This is a genomic window from Chitinophaga sp. YR627, assembly GCF_900114995.1.
Lineage (GTDB): Bacteria > Bacteroidota > Bacteroidia > Chitinophagales > Chitinophagaceae > Chitinophaga.
In genome coordinates, this window is record NZ_FOUX01000002.1 from 1624202 (window position 1) to 1640675 (window position 16474).

The following is a 16474-nucleotide window of genomic DNA, read 5'->3' on the forward strand; positions in this document are numbered from 1 at the left end:
GATGCTTTCCACTAAAGTAAAAAAATCATTCCGGATACGCCAAAATTTCTCACTATGCGTAGTAAAATGGTTGTATTATATTTATAGAATATCCAACAGATTGCTATGACTAACACAACACCGCAGCGCTTCCTGCCACTGGACGTATTCAGGGGACTGACCGTATGCTTTATGATCATTGTGAATACGCCGGGCTGGGACACCTCCTATTACATACTGAATCACGCACAGTGGAACGGTTGTACGCCTACTGACATGGTTTTCCCCTCCTTCCTCTTTGCGGTAGGTAATGCCATGAGCTTTAGTATGCGTAAATTTCAGCAACTGGAAAACACGGCTGTTCTATCAAAGATCTTCCGTCGTACCCTGCTGATATTCCTCCTGGGTTTCCTGATGTACTGGCTGCCTTTCGTCAGGCATACCGAGTCTGGACTGGAATTCATCCCACTGTCTGATACACGTATTTTAGGGGTATTACAGCGTATTGCGCTGTGTTATTGTTTTGCCTCCCTCCTGATCCACTACCTGCCTAAAAAAGCAGTATGGATAGTAAGTGCTGTCCTCTTACTGGGATACTGGGCGATCATGTACACATTTGGCGACCCTGCGGACCGTTATAGTCTGACTGGTAATGCCGCCCTGCATTTTGATAAACTCATCATGGGAGACAGTCACCTGTATCATGGAGAAGGCATCGCCTTCGACCCTGAAGGATTATTAAGTACACTGCCGGCCATCGTCAATGTGATCGCTGGTTACTATACCGGTTTATTCATCCAGCAGGAAGGAAAGACAGGAAAAGGCCTGGGCAAATTATTGCAGATGGGCGCCCTGCTGATCCTCGTTGCACTGGTATGGAGTATGGTATTCCCGATCAACAAGAAGCTCTGGACCAGCTCTTATGTGCTGTATACCGTAGGTATCGATTTACTGATCATCTCCCTGCTGATCTATGTGATCGACTTTAAAAAACAGGAAGGATGGACAGGCTTCTTTACCGTTTTTGGTAAAAATCCGCTGTTCCTTTACCTGCTCTCAGAAGTACTGGTGATATTCCTCTTCTTCTTCCAGGCAGGTGGTATGAGCGTATACAAATGGATCAATACAAATATCTTCCAGCCGATAGCACCGGGTAAACCGGGTTCCCTGTTATTTGCGTTAGTATATATGTTATTCTGTTGGAGTGTTGGTAAGATACTTGACAAAAAGCGTATATACGTACGTGTTTAGAATAGGACAGGATATGCTATCTTAGCTAAAACAATCTCAACGGCTTTTGCAGATCATTGTGTAATTATCAGTTATCTAATAGTATGGAACTATCGTTAAAGGGGAAAACCGCCGTTATCTGTGGAAGCACTCAGGGAATAGGATTGGCTACAGCCGGTGAACTGGCTGCGTTAGGCGCAGAATGCATCCTCCTGGCAAGGAATAAAGAAAGTCTCAAGGCAGCAGTCGCAGGACTGGCCACAGACCATTTGCAGGAGCATAGTTATGTGGTAGCTGACTTCCGGGACACCCAACAGGTGGATCAGGCCATCAAAAGTATCACCGAAAAGAAGACAGTACATATACTTGTCAACAACACCGGTGGTCCGAAAGCTGGTCCGGTAATGGAAGCAGATATCCACGAATTCACGGATGCCTTTCAGCAACACCTCATCATCAATCATATACTTGTACAGGCAGTCATAGCCGGCATGACAGCCGCCGGCTATGGCCGCATTATCAATATTGTTTCAACATCTGTGAAAGCGCCGCTGAAGAATCTCGGCGTATCCAACACCATCCGCGGGGGTGTCGCTTCCTGGGCCAAAACCATGGCAGGAGAATTGGCCCCTTATGGTATCACGGTGAACAACGTATTGCCGGGCATGACCAACACGGCACGCCTGCAATCCATGCTGGAGTATAACGCCAGCAAGCGTAATACGACACTGAACAATATAGAGGAAGAGTATCTGAAAGAGATCCCCATGAAACGTTTTGGCGACCCTAAAGAAATTGCTGCTGCGGTAGCATTCCTGGCCACTCCGGCCGCTGCCTATATCACAGGTACAAACATCTGTGTCGATGGAGGCAGAACACCTGTACTCTAAGCTTATTACAAAATAAAAGCCCCGGCAAAAACCGGGGCCTAATTCATCACTTTTTACTATTACAAATTGAACAAGTGTGTATCTGATTTAACAAAAATCTACATTCCTGTCTCATTCTGTAAAGCAAAAACGGAAATTTATTTACGCAAGCGGGAAAACTATCCCGCTTTCTTTATTCTTTGTCAAACCACAGACGGGTGGTCAGCGCATCAGCGCCCTGTCTGCCAACCGCATCTTTATAGTTAGTCCCGTTCAGCGCCTGCTCTGAAGAAGGATAGGTCATTCTGGTAGGGATCTTGCCACCCAGTGCACCTGTATAGGCAGCAGGTAACTTCGGATAATCCAGTCTGCGCCACTCTGCAAAACCTTCCAGTCCGTCGCCAAACAAAGCCAGCCACTTCTGCTCTCCTATTGATTTCCTGTAATTGGCCGCATCATACAATACTGCCGGTTGTGCAAGATAAGTAGTCACATTCAGATCGCTTACGCCGTATTGTTTCAGGGAAGTTGTCACTGCCTGTGCATACAGAGTAGCTGCATTACCGGATAATAAACCGATCTGCGCCGCTTCTGCTTTGATGAACAATAATTCTGATGCATTGAATAATACGGCCGGTGCAGCAGTCGCCGTAAATACAGCGCCTACATCGGAAGTTTTATTGAAACCAAGGCGTGCAGCTGAATCCGTTGCCAGACCATTCGTTACACCAACGATCTTATTCGTATCTCTTGGTACCGCACCATAGATCGGTAAACGGGGATCATTCAGCTGATTCAGTTTATCAACAATGCTTTTACTGATCCTGTAATCATTACGTGTTTCCCTGTTCTTTGCCACCGGATTCTGGTTCGGAGAAGCCTGGTATACCAGTTGTGCGTTATCGCTATTGCTAACGATCAGGTTATTATCATCAGCACCGATCTCGTCGAATACAGCTTTTGCCGCAGCAAACTCTTTGTCAGAAATACGCAGTGCGATACGCAGTCTCAGGGAATTCGCAAACTTCTTCCATTTGTTCATATCGCCATTGTACAGGATGTCTCCGGCGATCGTATTGGCAGATGGGGTAATCAGGCCTGAAGCAGTTTTCAGTTCTGCCAGCAATCCCAGATAAACATCTTTCTGCGCATCATATTTAGGTGTCAGATATTTATCGATCTGTGCAGCCTGAGAGTAAGGAATATCACCATAGTAATCGGTCAGCACCTGGAATATCCAGGAACGCATGATGATACCTACCGCTTTATAGTTAGGGTTGTGCAGTGTATCACCTAACTCTACCAGTTTGGTGAAATCCGCCACGCCCTGTGCATAAAAGTTGTTCCATACTGTCTGGATACTGGTCCCAGCAGGAATATACCTGTCAGGATCAGTATACTGGATCTTCGCCCAGTACTGTACATACAGCAGGCTCGTTTCCATCGCCGCATCAGTACCCCAGTAAGTATCCACGTTTGCTTTGATACCGTTGGTCAGCAGATAATCCGGCTGTACCTGTTCTGATTCGTTCGGATTCTTGTTGATGTCCTCCAGCTGTTTCTGGCAACTGCTCAGTATCACTGCGGCACCGGCCAGACCCAATATATATTTAACTAGTTTCATGATTTACTGCTTTAATCGGTTCATTAAAAGGATACCCTCAGGTTAAGACCCAGGCTGCGGGTAGTTGGGATCTGCAATGTTTCCAGACCTTGTCCGTTACCTGTGTTGAACGCTGTTTCCGGATCGATGTTAGGCACCTTCTTGTCGATGTACCAGAGGTTACGTGCAGTCACTGTCAGGTTAACCGCCTGTAATCCCCATTTTTTGATCAGCTCCTGAGGCAGTGCATAACCCAGTCTTACTTCACGCAGTTTGATGAATGATGCGCTGTATACGCTGCTTTCGTTCAGGGAAGAACTGTATACTGATTTATAATAACGCTGTGCCGGCAGGATCGCTTCGTTCTTTTTACCATCTGCGGTTACACCGTCGAAAACGACACCATCATGGTAGACAGTTTCTCCGTTTGGTGCTGCTGCATTGTGGTCAGCCAGCTTCACCGCGGTTCCGTTGGTATTGTTACCTGCATAGTAGTAAGGAAGACCACCATGTTCTGCATCACGACCAGGAAGACTCGCTGCCAGTACACCGGTATAGATACCTGTGTAGTTGGTACCTGACCAGATAGAACCACCCTGTCTTGTATCGATCAGGAAGCCCAGTGTGAAACCTTTAAAGGCAAAGTCGTTGTTTACGCTACCTGTCCATTTCGGTGTATAGTAACCCAGTACTTTTTTATCATTTGCGATCTGCGGCGTACCGTTTGCATTTACCAGGATACGACCCTGTGCATCACGTGCATATGCTTTACCATACAGGGCGCCATAACGTTTGCCCTTGCTGGCCAGTACCTGGATGTTACCGGAACTACCCAGTACGTAGTCGTTCAGGTATCCTTCCTGATCCAGCTCGATCACTTTACTGATATTCTTCGCGTAGTTGAAATTGATGTTCCAGATGAAACCGGAAGCCGTAGTGACCGGTGTACCGCCTAAGGTCACTTCCACACCATGGTTATTGATCTTACCTGCATTCAGCAGTTTTTTCAGATAACCGGTGGTCGCACTTACGTCGGCCAGCAGGATCTGGTTGTAGCTGCTGGAAGTATAATAGGTCACATCCGTGTGGATACGGTTATTCAGGAAGTTTGCTTCCAGACCGAACTCACTGGCTCTGGTGATCTCTGGTTTCAGGTCTTTCTTCAGGTATTTATCATTCACGGTCAGCAGCGGATAAGCACCGAATGGCTGACTGAAAGGATAGGTATTTACCAGCTGGTAAGGATCTGCATCTTTACCTACCTGTGCCCATCCACCTCTTACTTTCAGACTGGTTAATACATCGCTCTTAATACCCAGTGCATCGCTCAGTACAACTGCTGCGTTCACGGAAGGATAGAAATAAGAGTTGTTTTCTGAAGGCAGTGTAGAAGAACGGTCGTTACGCGCTGTTACGTTTAAGAACGCCCAGTCTCTGAAGCTCAGCTGAGCAGATGCAAATGCACTGTATACTCTCAGTTTGGAGAAATAGCTGGTAGAGATCAATGGGTCCCTGGAGTTGTTCAGGGTATACACATCTCTCACTGCCAGTTTAGGCGCCTGCTGATAGTTCTGTTCAAACTGGTTGGTACGCTCGTTCACACCTACCAGTCCGTCGATAGTGAAGTCGCTGTTTATTTTCTTTTTCGCATTCAGGGTAAACTCGATGTTAGTTTCCTGTACTACATAGTTGTCTTCTGTGTAGGAACCGAATGGCGTACCATTGGTATAGAATGCTACTTTGTATTTACGCTTGTCATTGTAACTGTCTGTACCTACACGGAGGTTAGCAGAAAGCCAGTTGGTGATCTCATAAGAGAGGCGTGCATTTCCGAAGAAACGGTTACGTCCCTGACCAACAGTATTCTCATTCTGGATCCAGTATGGGTTGCTATAGTAGCTGTGGTTCCAGTTGTAGTCAGTACCATCAGCTGCTTTATAATTACGCAGTAAACGGGTATCTACCTGACGACCAAACCAGATGAACTGTAAGGTGACACTGTTACCACGACGGCCATCCACACCAGGCAGGTTATCAGCGCCTGCTCTTGTATAGTTAGCAAAAGTGCTCAGTGTCAGCTTAGGCGCAATACGGTAAGTACTGTTTAAAGCAAATGAGTTACGGGTAATACCTGTATTAGGCAGGATACCTTCCTGTTTGGTATTATTATAAGAGAAACGATAATCGATCTTCTCACTGTTGCCAGCTACAGAAACACCATTGTTCAGGGTATAGCCTGTTTCGTAGAAGTCTTTTACGTTGTCAGGATGCGCTACGAAAGGTGCAGGCTGTCCGTTGGAAAAGAACTGTGGTATCAGACGGCCATCCATTTTAGGCCCCCAGCTTTCATCCACACCATCGTTCAGTCCACCGCCTTTACCATCTACATAGGAGAATTGTCCGCCGGAACCCTGTCCGTATACGTCCTGGAACTTCGGCAGTACCAGCAGACTTTCGAAAGTTGCGCTGGAGTTTAAAGTAACACCCAGTCCTTTTGCGCTTTTACCGGTTTTGGTCTTGATCACCAATACACCTGCCGCAGCACGGGAACCGTACAGGGCCGCAGCGTTCGGGCCTTTCAGTACGTTCAGGGACTCGATATCATCCGGGTTCAGATCGGAGATCGCGTTTGCGAAGTCACGACCGGTGCCGATACCCAGCTGACTATTATCTACCGGCACACCATCCACTACGAAGAGCGGCTGGTTATTACCTGCGATGGAAGTTTCACCACGGATAATGATACGGGAAGAACCCATATTACCCTGGCTGTTGGTAACCGTTACACCGGCGATCTTACCTGCCAGTGCGTTTACCAGGTTGGTTTCCTTTGCATCTGCAATATCTTTGGATTTCAGCTCCTGCACCGCATAACCCAGGGAACGTTTTTCTCTGGAAATGCCTAATGCCGTTACCACTACTTCATTCAGTTTACTTTCGGTGCTTTCCAGCCCCACGTTCAGTACTTTACCGGTACCCACTACCTGGTCAACAGCGCCATAACCAATAAAGGAAAAGTGAAGTGTATCATTTGGATTGGCTACGATGGAATATTTACCATCTGCATCTGTATTTGTCCCGCGGTTTTTCCCCTTTACAGTAATGATAACACCCGGAATGCGCTGTGCATCAGCGCGGGCAGTTACCACACCGGACACCTTGTTATCCTGCGCCTGAGCCCCTTGCAGACCCAGTAACACCAATAACAGTATCACGGCTGTTCTGTGTAATTGTTTGATCATTGTATCAGAATTTATCAGATTGTTATAAGAAGGATTACAGATCTGTCAAGGCAAAGGAATTCCCCTTCTGCCGGTGAAGACCGGTAGTTACTGTCAGTTGGTTTTGTTTGATTTTTATTTACCTGAAGCTGGCATTATTACATGCACGAACAAGAAGAGTAGAATGTCATGGGACAACACCCGGACATTGAATTTACGACGTTGGTACAGACCCCTGTTGCAGCACCCTTATGTAGCATATAGGCTATAAACATTTTTAATGTATGGCTTTAAGTATGGGGTCAAAATTAACATACATTTAGTAATCTACAAAGCGAGTAGACTAAATAGACTGAAATAATATTTATTTCTTTACGAATAGTATTGATAATGAACAAGATAATATCTATTGATTTCCGGCACCTGCCAGACCGGCATCCTCAATTTGCTTTTTTATCGTAGGATTACCCCCATATTTACTGATAGGCACCTTTAAATTCTTCGCGTCCAGGCTCAATGTACTGTAGCCTTCATTGAACGCATTGCCAAAGGCATTTCCATAGATAAGCCCCATCCACAGATAAAATGGTTCATAACGGCCATAGCCGCGATATTGCCAGAACTGGTCCATCTGTTGGGTGAAACGGGTCAGCCCTGTGCTGAAATCTTCTTCTGTCACCTTGGAGATCGGGGTTTTACGTTTTTGTACATCCAGTTGCTCTCTTCTGTACAGGGTAATGCTGAAATGTGATCCTGTATCTTTTTTAATAGCATTCAGTGCTTCCTGCATGGTCTTATAGCCATCGTCCACCCCATCTGCACAGTACATCAGCAGGGAATCCCGGTCTTTAAAATACTTGAAAGTGGTACAGAAGTACAGGTTATCTTCTGATAGCAGGATCATATAGAACCTGCCATTGGCACTGATCTTCTTTACATCAATATGCGCCATGGCATCCGCCTTTCCTTTCCCTCCGGCGCCTGCCAGCTTTACTTCCCTGGATGGGGTACCTGCATTTTCCACCGCCAGATCATCATCGTCGATTTTGATATGGCAGACTGGTACCGCTCCTGTGGTCAGGGTATACCAGTCTCCTTTCTGAGCAAACGCGGAAACGGCCATCATACATGTTATGACTAAAAGATAACAGGGCCGGAGTGATAAGGATCGCATATGTATATGATTGAAAAGGTTTATTCGCTTTTTTCCATCAGACTGAATAAGATCTTCCTCTCCCCTTCATCAAGACTGGTACTGTTGGTCGTATCAGTCGGCACAAAATGTCTTTTAAATGCTTTAATAGCGGCCACGGTATCCCGGGTGTCATACCCTACGATGCGTAAAGCCTGTTTATTACTGAAATCTGCTGGTACGATGATCTTTGCCGTATCGCCATACCATAATCCAAAGCCTTTTTCTGCCAGTTGCTGCCAGGGGAACCAGGCACTTGGGTCTACCTTACGACCAGGCGCAATGTCACCATGTCCGATGAAGTTGGCTGCGGGGATATTAAAACGGTGTTTCAGGCTGTCCAGTAATACCAGCAGACTGTTGATCTGTTGGGGCTGAAAAGGCGTCAGACCGTTGTTATCCAGTTCGATACCAATGGAGCAGGAGTTCATATCCGTCACATTTCCCCATTTGGCGATACCAGCATGCCAGGCTCTCAGGTAATCATTCAGCATATGATTGATCGTCCCATCCTTACAGATCACATAGTGCGCGCTCACCTGCGTACGGGGCAGTGTGAATGTATTAAAGGTGGTATCGCAGGAACCCTGAGCCGTGTGATGAATGATCACATAGTTGGGCTTACGCATATTAAAATTGGTCGTCCCGATCCAGTTCACTGCGGTCGGTGCACCCGCAGCAGGTATGGCTGCCGGTTCCGTACGCAGGGTGGCGGCATACTGTTTTGCCTGCTGGCGGTACATTTTATTGGTCGTCGCGTAGGGTTTCGGAGCACAACCATATACGGTTGCGGCTATTACCCATAACAGTAAACGGAAATATGGCTTCATCGAATACTTCTTTGGTAGTTTAATTTAATGATTATCCGTTAATTAATAACAAAGCCCGGCTCGTTTTAAGGAAGCCGGGCTTTGTTGTGTGGTCTGGAGGACTTACATCCCCTTACCTGTATCTTATTTCAGTTCCTGCGTCAGGGAGTAAGGTACTGACTTGTCAGAAATACCTCTTGTCTTGTTAGGAACCGCATCCATATCTACATTGATCACAGCACCTTTCATCAGTTCATTGTGATCCAGCCAGTTATTGGTATAAGGTTTACCATTAACGGTAACTGCTTTGATGTAACGGTTAGCATCGCTGTTCTTAGGAGCGGCAATTACCACTTTCTTACCTGATTCCAGGGTAACGGTGGTCTTTTTGAATAAAGGAGCACCTACAACATACTGCTGTGTACCAGGACATACCGGATAGAAACCGAGAGAGGAGAATACATACCAGGCAGAAGTCTGACCGTTATCTTCATCACCGCAGTAACCATCGGGCGTAGCTGAATACAGACGGTTCATCACCTCTCTGATCCAGTACTGTGATTTCCATGGCTGACCTGCATAGTTGTACAGGTAGATCATGTGCTGGATAGGCTGGTTACCATGTGCATACTGACCCATGTTCATGATCTGCATTTCGCGGATCTCGTGGATCGTACCACCATAGTAGCTGTCATCATATACAGGAGGCATGTTGAATACGGAATCCAGCATGGAAACAAAAGTTTCTTTACCACCCATCAGGTTGATCAGGCCCTGTACGTCGTGGAATACAGACCAGGTATAGTGCCAGCTGTTACCTTCAGTGAAGGCATCACCCCATTTGAATGGGTTGAACGGTGTCTGGAACTTGCCATCCTTGTTTTTACCACGCATCAGTTTTGTTTCAGCATCGAACACGTTACGGTAGTTACGTGCCTGTTTTGCGAATCTCTCTACTTCAGCAGCAGGACGGTTCAGCGCCTTTGCCAGTTTGTAGATAGTGAAGTCATCGTAGGAATACTCCAGTGTACGGGCAGTATTCTCGTTTACGTTCACATCGTAAGGTACATAACCCAGTTCGTTGTAATATTTAACACCAGCACGGCCAACGGAAGTCAGCGGACCGGAATTATCAGCATTTTTCAGCAGGGCTTCGTAAGCAGTGTTGATATCGAAACCTCTTACGCCTTTTAAGTAAGCGTCAGCGATCAGGGAAGCAGAGTTGGAACCGATCATACAGTCACGGTGACCAGGGCTCGCCCACTCAGGCAACCAGCCGCTTTCTTTGTAAGCATTGACCATACCCTCCATGATGTGTGCGTTCATAGACGGGTACATCATGTTGAAGAAAGGGAAGGTAGCACGGAAGGTATCCCAGAAACCATTGTCGGTGAACATGTACCCTGGCAGTACCTGACCATTGTATGGGCTATAGTGTACTACAGCACCTTTCGCATCGTATTCATAGAATTTACGCGGGAACAGCATAGTACGGTACAGACAGGAATAAAAAGTGCGGGTCTGTTCAGAAGTACCACCTTCTACCTTGATACGGCCCAGTTCAGTGTTCCAGGCAGCTTTTGCCTTTTCTTTGATCTGATCAAAGCTGCTGTTACCGATCTCTTTCTGGAGGTTCAGTTCAGCCTGTTCAGGACTGATAAAGGAAGAAGCCACTTTTACGTTCACTTTCTCGCCTTTTGCAGTAGCAAAACCGATTACAGCACCTACGTGTTTGTCCTGTGCTTCCGCTTCACCCTGTTTCAGCTCACCATTCTTAAATGTAGCTACATATGTGAATGGCTTATCGAAAGTCAGCACGAAGTAGTTCTTAAAGTTAGCAGGTACGCCACCGCTGTTTTTGGTAGTATAACCTATGATCTTGTGCTCAGATTGTAAAACTTTGATATAAGAGCCTTTATCCAGTGCATCGATCACCAGGAAAGCGCTGTCAGTCTTAGGGTAAGTCAGACGGATAGCGGCTGCTCTTTCTGTAGGCGTGATCTCGGTAGTCACATTGTGATCTGCCAGATATACGCTATAGTAGTAAGGTTTAGACACCTCAGCTTTGTGAGAGAACCAGCTGGCTCTGTCATCTTCCTTGAATTTCACCTTTCCGGTTACCGGCATGATGGCGAACTGACCGTAGTCATTGATCCATGGACTTGGCTGGTGAGTTTGTTTGAAACCACGCAGTTTATCAGAAGCATAGGTATAAGCCCAGCCGTCTCCCATTCTGCCTGTCTGCGGCATCCAGAAGTTCATACCCCATGGAGTAGCAATAGCAGGATAGGTATTTCCTGTAGAGAGGGAACCTTTGGAATCGGTACCCATCAGCGGGTTGACCCACTCTACCGGATCAGTGACGCTGTTGACTGTCTGCGCCTTTACCCAGCAGGATGCCAGCATAAGGGCGGATAAGATAACTCTTTTCATGTTGAGACTGAATGGAATTTTAGCTTTTATAAGTCTGTAAAAATAGCGTTTCACGCGAAAAGTACTAGTTTATTTTATAAATGGCGATACCATGACCTACAGCGAGGCTAAAATGTTTTAGCTTCGTGTAGCTTTAGCACCATCTTTATTTTAAACCTAATATGTTTTTTGTCATGAGAATAAACCTGCCCCATCTTTGGTAGTCAAATGATGAATTTAGCGATCCGGCAGACAAAAAAAGACCATGTGAATATTTAATATACCAGAAGCGCAGATCTGTCGTTTTAGTATCGTTCGATGCAAATCACCATTCCATATCAGCATTCATTTTAGTTTCCCGTTTGACAAAGTTTCTTTTAAAGAACATTTGAACATATGAATAAACATTTTACGTTAGCCATGAAAATGGCGATAGTTGGTGTGCTTGGCAGTGCTATGCTCAGCGCCTGCCATAAAAACGACGCCAAAGTCGACAACTCCACGCCAACTTCCTCTTCGGTTGTCAGTGACGAAGATTCCCTGAAATACCTGATGTACCGCATTATGCAGGTGACATATGTAGACGGGGGACGTAACAAAACAACCAACCTGCCAACCTACCTCTGGTACAACCAGGTACCACAACTGGATCCTTCCGCCAGCATCTATGCCACTGCCGACGATCTGCTGGCGACCATGAAGACCTATAGTGTCTCTAATGGACAGGCATTGGACCGTTACAGTTTCCTCGACAGAACCGGTTCATTGTCCAGCTCCCTGCAGGATGGCTTATCTGAAACCTTTAATAAGGTCAGTGCTACCGGTACCTATGGGATGGAGGTCAGCTATGCATCCGATGCCAATGGCAAGACCTACCTCTACATTCTTTATGCTGATAAGAACTCTCCTGCCGGTCAGAAAGGCCTGAACCGCGGAGATGAGATCGTAGCCATCAACGGTGACAGTAATATCTCCTATGACGGTAATACCAATGTACAGAAGGTAACCAATGCCATCTATAATTCTACCTCCGTCACCTTACAGGTAAAAAAAGCCGTGACCGGTACCGTTGCCAACTATACCTTACAGTCAGGTTCCTACAATATCAACCCGGTATTGTTTGATACAGTATATACGGTGAATAGCCAGAAGACGGGCTATTTCTCCTTCTATACCTTTACCAACACACAGAATAGTAAGGGAGCTGCGACGCTGACCAAAAGTACCCTGGACGCCCTATTCGCTAAGTTCAAATCGGCAGGTATCACCAACCTGATCGTAGACCTTCGTTATAATGGCGGCGGCTCCGTAGCTACAGCAGAATACCTGGACAGCGCTATTGCACCGGCATCTGCTGCTGGTAAACCAATGTATTATTATAAGTACAATGATAAGCTGACCGCTGACCTGGATGGTACCGGACTGGAAAGCAGTGTGGCATTCCCTGCCAATACTGGTGGACTGTCACTCAGGAATGTTTTCTTTATCACTTCCTCGCACACGGCTTCTGCCAGCGAACTGACGCTGAACAACCTGTTGCCTTATATGAATGTGAAACTGGTAGGAGATACCACTTATGGTAAACCGGTGGGATTCATTACGTTCAATATCTCAAAATATGATAGCACACATACCAAGCATTACCTTGCCGATCTGTATGCTATCAACTTCGCGACGGAAAATGCCAATCATGCAGGGGGATACTATACAGGTATCGCGCCTGATGAACCGGCTAATGACTATATCAATGTGCCCTGGGGATATCGTACAGATGACGACAACCTGGACAAGATCTTCAATTATATCAATACCGGCAGCTTTGCCAGAACCAGCGCCAATGCGCGGGTGTTAACACAAAGCACTGCCAATCAACGTGCTGCTATCCAGTACTCCATTACCTCTCCGAAATTCAACGGGATGGTGGACTACCGTATCGGCAACCGTATTCACTAATCTTTATCAGCGATGCTGGTCGTAATAGTTGGCGACCAGCTCGTATCCTAACAATACTCTTTCCGCTGACGTGAGTGGAGTGGTCAACGGCAATCCTGCCGCCTCATCCAGTTGCGTCAGCGTTCTTATTCCTACCACAGCCGCTCTTACAGCCGGTTCTCCCAGAATATAACACATCGCGGTCTGTGCCGGCGTACGCTTATCTGCCGAAATCTGCTGTACGGCATTAGCCATCTTATGCACATCTTCTACGCTATAATTCAGATAAGACTCTGCAGGCTTTCCTGCCAGCAGTCCTTTAGCAACACTGCCTCTCGCCAGTACACCGATATTATGCTTATCCAGTAATGGCAGCATATCCTCTTCCGGACGTCTGTCCAGCAGACTGTATTGCATCATCACACTACTCATATTGGACCGCTGTATCCATTCCCGGATCACATTGGGCCTGATAGACGAGATCCCATAATAACGGATCTTTCCTTCATGCTGTAACTGCTCAAAGGTCGCTACGATATCATCAATAGGGTCTTCCAGGGTACCACCGTGCAGCTGGTAGAGGTCAATGTATTCGATGTTCAGTCTGCGGAGACTATCTTCCACCGCCTTTTTGATATACTCAGGATTCGGATTCCAGTCCCAGCCGCTTCCATCCGCCCGCCACTGATTACCCACTTTCGTGGCAATGATCGCGTCATTCCTCCTGTCTTTTAAGGCCTTGCCAAGCTGCTTTTCATTCTCTCCCTGCTGATAAAGATCCGCTGTATCAAAGAAGTTAATACCCTTATCGAGCGCCTGTGCGATCAGGTATTCATTTTCAGTAGCGTTGCCACTCAGGGACATACACCCAAATGCGATCTCACTGATATCAAGATTAGAATTGCCAAGTATATTGTAGTTCATACACCTAATTTAAGCAATTCTGCTTATCCTTTTTGGGGAGATTTACGGGTAGTACCCAGCACTTCCGCACTGGTGACCGTCCTGATAAATCCACCTACAGGGCTATACAGGGACTTTATCTGCGTATAGCGTTTATTGTTAGCCATACCTTTTATGCGCACATAATCGTTCAGCATCACCTTGTTCTTCAGGGTCAGCACAACGTATTTTCTGCCCTCATCGCGGAATGAAGGATGCGTCGGGGGATAAATATCCCGCCATGCCTTTATATGTATCGCGGTTATGTCATAATAGCAAATGATGCCCTGTCCTTCAAAATAGGGCGCCACCTGACGCACCATGCCCCCTCCTATTGCCGGATCGAGCTGTCTGATCGGGTATAATGTGGCTACCTGGGAGGCGGTTGTATCAATCAATGAAGCATCATTTACCATTACAGGAATAACAATCACATAAGCCTCCATCAGTTGAATGCCAGGGCCTTCGGGATTTAATATATGCTGTAAATGCTTTTTACTGTCTTCTTTGATCAGCTTACGCAGGTGTTTCTTCAACAGGTTTTTTCCTTCTTTGTGATAAGGAAGAAAAGCGAAGCCCCCTTCGTCCTTAGGCAGGATCACTTCTTCGTAATACTTCCTGTAAGCGGCACCCGCTTCCCTGCCGGGGAACAGAACGTAGGCAGCGGCTATTTCCTTCTTGTACCCATGTCCTCCGTCCCATTCCGGCCTGTTATAAAACACTCGTCTGTAATTATTCAATTGCTGGATATCGGATTCCAGCGGGATGTCTATATGATCGTATTCCTTAGACGCTATCAATCTATATTTTGGATCAAATAGGTATGTCTGATATAAATCGGGGTGCTGACCTTTCTTTCCCACCTTCATAACAATATGCAGGCATATTTCCTCTTCCTGTCCACCGGCAATTGTATCCGTAAAATCACCTGTATAATGCGGTTCCTGGTACAATTCTACCACTATTTCATCGGGACAATGAAAGGTCATTTTCGATTGTACATCTTTTTGTGGTACGATGCCGGCTGCTTTCTTTTTAATCGCAGCCATTTTATGGATCTCAGGAGAAACCCCCGTAATCTGTCTTATAAGTTCTGCCATTCCGAAAAAGGTCCAGACCTTATACATATACCCGACGTCTTTCAGCTCCATTTCATACAGACCATCCAGTAACTGATATCCTTTCCGCAAAGTTTCCCAGTCTTTTTTAAGCCCCGCATACCCCGGATGCGCGTGCATCACCTGTGAATGTGGCTGCTCTCCATCAAAGGATCTGACGTCTTTCAGAAAACTTCGCTTCAGTAAACTACTCAATGCTTCTGCCGAAAATTCCAGCTGTATACGATACTCACGTGCAATTCTCTTAAAACTGCTGTCCCGGGTCAATTTTTGGTAGACGTCCCGGTACGTTGACAGGATATCTTTGATGATATGTTTTATAAAACGGTTCTCATCGTTATCTTTCATTGGGCTTTGCCCTATCGTAGCAAAGAAGTGTCCTGGTTTGCCCACAAACATCTCCATCTTACCGGAAAGTTTACTTCCCGGATTTACCAATGCTGTTCCCTTTACCCTTTTCATTCCAATCTCCGGGTTCGTGTGAGGGTCGTTAACTACCGCCTTCACGTTCCTTACAATACTTCTAAAAAGATTTCTGAAGTTTGTCCACCATAGTATGGCACTATCATCCGTTCCACAAGGTTCAAAAGGCTGAGAGGTCTTTTTCAGATGGTCGATGAATAAACGGGGATGGATCACCTCGACACTTCGCTGCATGGCAGGCAGATCCCGCTTAAAGTCCAGATTTACAGCGTATACCTGAAACTTGAAAGAAACACGGTGCGGAACGGTCCTGAACTGATAATGCAGGATCAGTTCAAAATCACCTGGTTCATTCCTGAAGTCAAGTACAGCTGGAGATACAAAAGTGTTCTCGTTCGTTTTTTGCATCTGAAAGAGATTATCCAGACTATCAAGCTTCGTATAAACAGAAGGATGTAATACGTCCCGATGGAAACTTAGCGTAAACTTATACCTGATATTATCGAAGATAACCGGATAATTTGCCTGTAGCATACTTATCTCCTCAAAGCAATGGCTTTTAGGATTCCATATACAAAAGACACATTTGCCCGCAGAACAAACATACGCTGTTACTAAATTCGCTTCCAGATGCCTTTGTTTGGCAATCTGGAATATCTCTTCAAACGCTGCCGCATCTCTACCATCTGCCAGTGCTACCACCAGACTAAAATGTTCATGTTTAACAGACAGTATATGCATGTA

At 46.1% G+C, this 16474-nt stretch carries 10 protein-coding genes; 3 read left to right on the forward strand and 7 right to left on the reverse strand.

Translation table 11 applies throughout. The features are described 5' to 3' along the window. Positions 1 to 105: 105 nt before the first annotated feature. Entirely contained in the window at positions 106 to 1230 is a 1125-nt protein-coding gene (locus BMZ72_RS15240; RefSeq protein ID WP_089809673.1) for an acyltransferase family protein, read from the forward strand. An 83-nt stretch (positions 1231 to 1313) separates the two neighbouring features. Beyond that, complete coding sequence (locus tag BMZ72_RS15245) at positions 1314 to 2099, forward strand: SDR family oxidoreductase (RefSeq protein WP_089809675.1); 786 nt, start codon at positions 1314 to 1316, stop codon at positions 2097 to 2099. A 172-nt stretch (positions 2100 to 2271) separates the two neighbouring features. Here the strand turns inward: BMZ72_RS15245 and BMZ72_RS15250 are convergent, their stop codons facing one another. The 5 genes from BMZ72_RS15250 to BMZ72_RS15270 all read right to left on the reverse strand — a co-directional run bounded on the left by BMZ72_RS15250 (position 2272) and on the right by BMZ72_RS15270 (position 11336). After that, positions 2272 to 3702 (reverse strand): SusD/RagB family nutrient-binding outer membrane lipoprotein, encoded by a 1431-nt coding sequence (locus tag BMZ72_RS15250; RefSeq protein ID WP_089809677.1) that lies wholly within the window; start codon positions 3700 to 3702, stop codon positions 2272 to 2274. 23 nt (positions 3703 to 3725) lie between these two features. Next, a complete protein-coding gene (locus BMZ72_RS15255; protein ID WP_089809678.1) occupies positions 3726 to 6923 on the reverse strand; it encodes a SusC/RagA family TonB-linked outer membrane protein in 3198 nt (1065 codons plus the stop codon). Positions 6924 to 7308: 385 nt separating this feature from the next. Then, the gene (locus BMZ72_RS15260) at positions 7309 to 8028 is read right to left on the reverse strand and encodes a hypothetical protein (RefSeq protein WP_143087700.1); all 720 of its coding nucleotides are present in this window, start codon (positions 8026 to 8028) and stop codon (positions 7309 to 7311) included. 68 nt (positions 8029 to 8096) lie between these two features. Then, entirely contained in the window at positions 8097 to 8924 is an 828-nt protein-coding gene (locus BMZ72_RS15265; RefSeq protein ID WP_089809682.1) for an N-acetylmuramoyl-L-alanine amidase, read from the reverse strand. 123 nt (positions 8925 to 9047) lie between these two features. Beyond that, entirely contained in the window at positions 9048 to 11336 is a 2289-nt protein-coding gene (locus BMZ72_RS15270; RefSeq protein WP_089809684.1) for a GH92 family glycosyl hydrolase, read from the reverse strand. A gap of 375 nt (positions 11337 to 11711) precedes the next feature. Here BMZ72_RS15270 and BMZ72_RS15275 point away from each other — a divergent pair, with 375 nt between their 5' ends. After that, positions 11712 to 13268 carry a S41 family peptidase gene (locus tag BMZ72_RS15275; RefSeq protein ID WP_089809687.1) on the forward strand — a complete coding sequence of 519 codons (1557 nt, stop codon included), beginning with the start codon at positions 11712 to 11714 and terminating at the stop codon, positions 13266 to 13268. 6 nt (positions 13269 to 13274) lie between these two features. Here BMZ72_RS15275 and BMZ72_RS15280 read toward each other — a convergent pair whose 3' ends face one another. Then, complete coding sequence (locus tag BMZ72_RS15280) at positions 13275 to 14171, reverse strand: aldo/keto reductase (RefSeq protein WP_089809689.1); 897 nt, start codon at positions 14169 to 14171, stop codon at positions 13275 to 13277. Positions 14172 to 14194: 23 nt separating this feature from the next. Then, on the reverse strand, positions 14195 to 16471 hold the full coding sequence (locus tag BMZ72_RS15285; protein WP_089809691.1) for a DUF2357 domain-containing protein: 2277 nt from the start codon (positions 16469 to 16471) through the stop codon (positions 14195 to 14197). Positions 16472 to 16474 lie beyond the last annotated feature (3 nt).

What these genes read in the sequence shown, in the direction of transcription:
- BMZ72_RS15240 (WP_089809673.1), top strand. Translation starts at nt 106, where the DNA reads ATGACTAACACAACACCGCAGCGCTTCCTGCCACTGGACGTATTCAGG.
- BMZ72_RS15245 (WP_089809675.1), top strand. Translation starts at nt 1,314, where the DNA reads ATGGAACTATCGTTAAAGGGGAAAACCGCCGTTATCTGTGGAAGCACT.
- BMZ72_RS15250 (WP_089809677.1), bottom strand. Translation starts at nt 3,702, where the DNA reads ATGAAACTAGTTAAATATATATTGGGTCTGGCCGGTGCCGCAGTGATA.
- BMZ72_RS15255 (WP_089809678.1), bottom strand. Translation starts at nt 6,923, where the DNA reads ATGATCAAACAATTACACAGAACAGCCGTGATACTGTTATTGGTGTTA.
- BMZ72_RS15260 (WP_143087700.1), bottom strand. Translation starts at nt 8,028, where the DNA reads ATGATGGCCGTTTCCGCGTTTGCTCAGAAAGGAGACTGGTATACCCTG.
- BMZ72_RS15265 (WP_089809682.1), bottom strand. Translation starts at nt 8,924, where the DNA reads ATGAAGCCATATTTCCGTTTACTGTTATGGGTAATAGCCGCAACCGTA.
- BMZ72_RS15270 (WP_089809684.1), bottom strand. Translation starts at nt 11,336, where the DNA reads ATGAAAAGAGTTATCTTATCCGCCCTTATGCTGGCATCCTGCTGGGTA.
- BMZ72_RS15275 (WP_089809687.1), top strand. Translation starts at nt 11,712, where the DNA reads ATGAATAAACATTTTACGTTAGCCATGAAAATGGCGATAGTTGGTGTG.
- BMZ72_RS15280 (WP_089809689.1), bottom strand. Translation starts at nt 14,171, where the DNA reads ATGAACTACAATATACTTGGCAATTCTAATCTTGATATCAGTGAGATC.
- BMZ72_RS15285 (WP_089809691.1), bottom strand. Translation starts at nt 16,471, where the DNA reads ATGCATATACTGTCTGTTAAACATGAACATTTTAGTCTGGTGGTAGCA.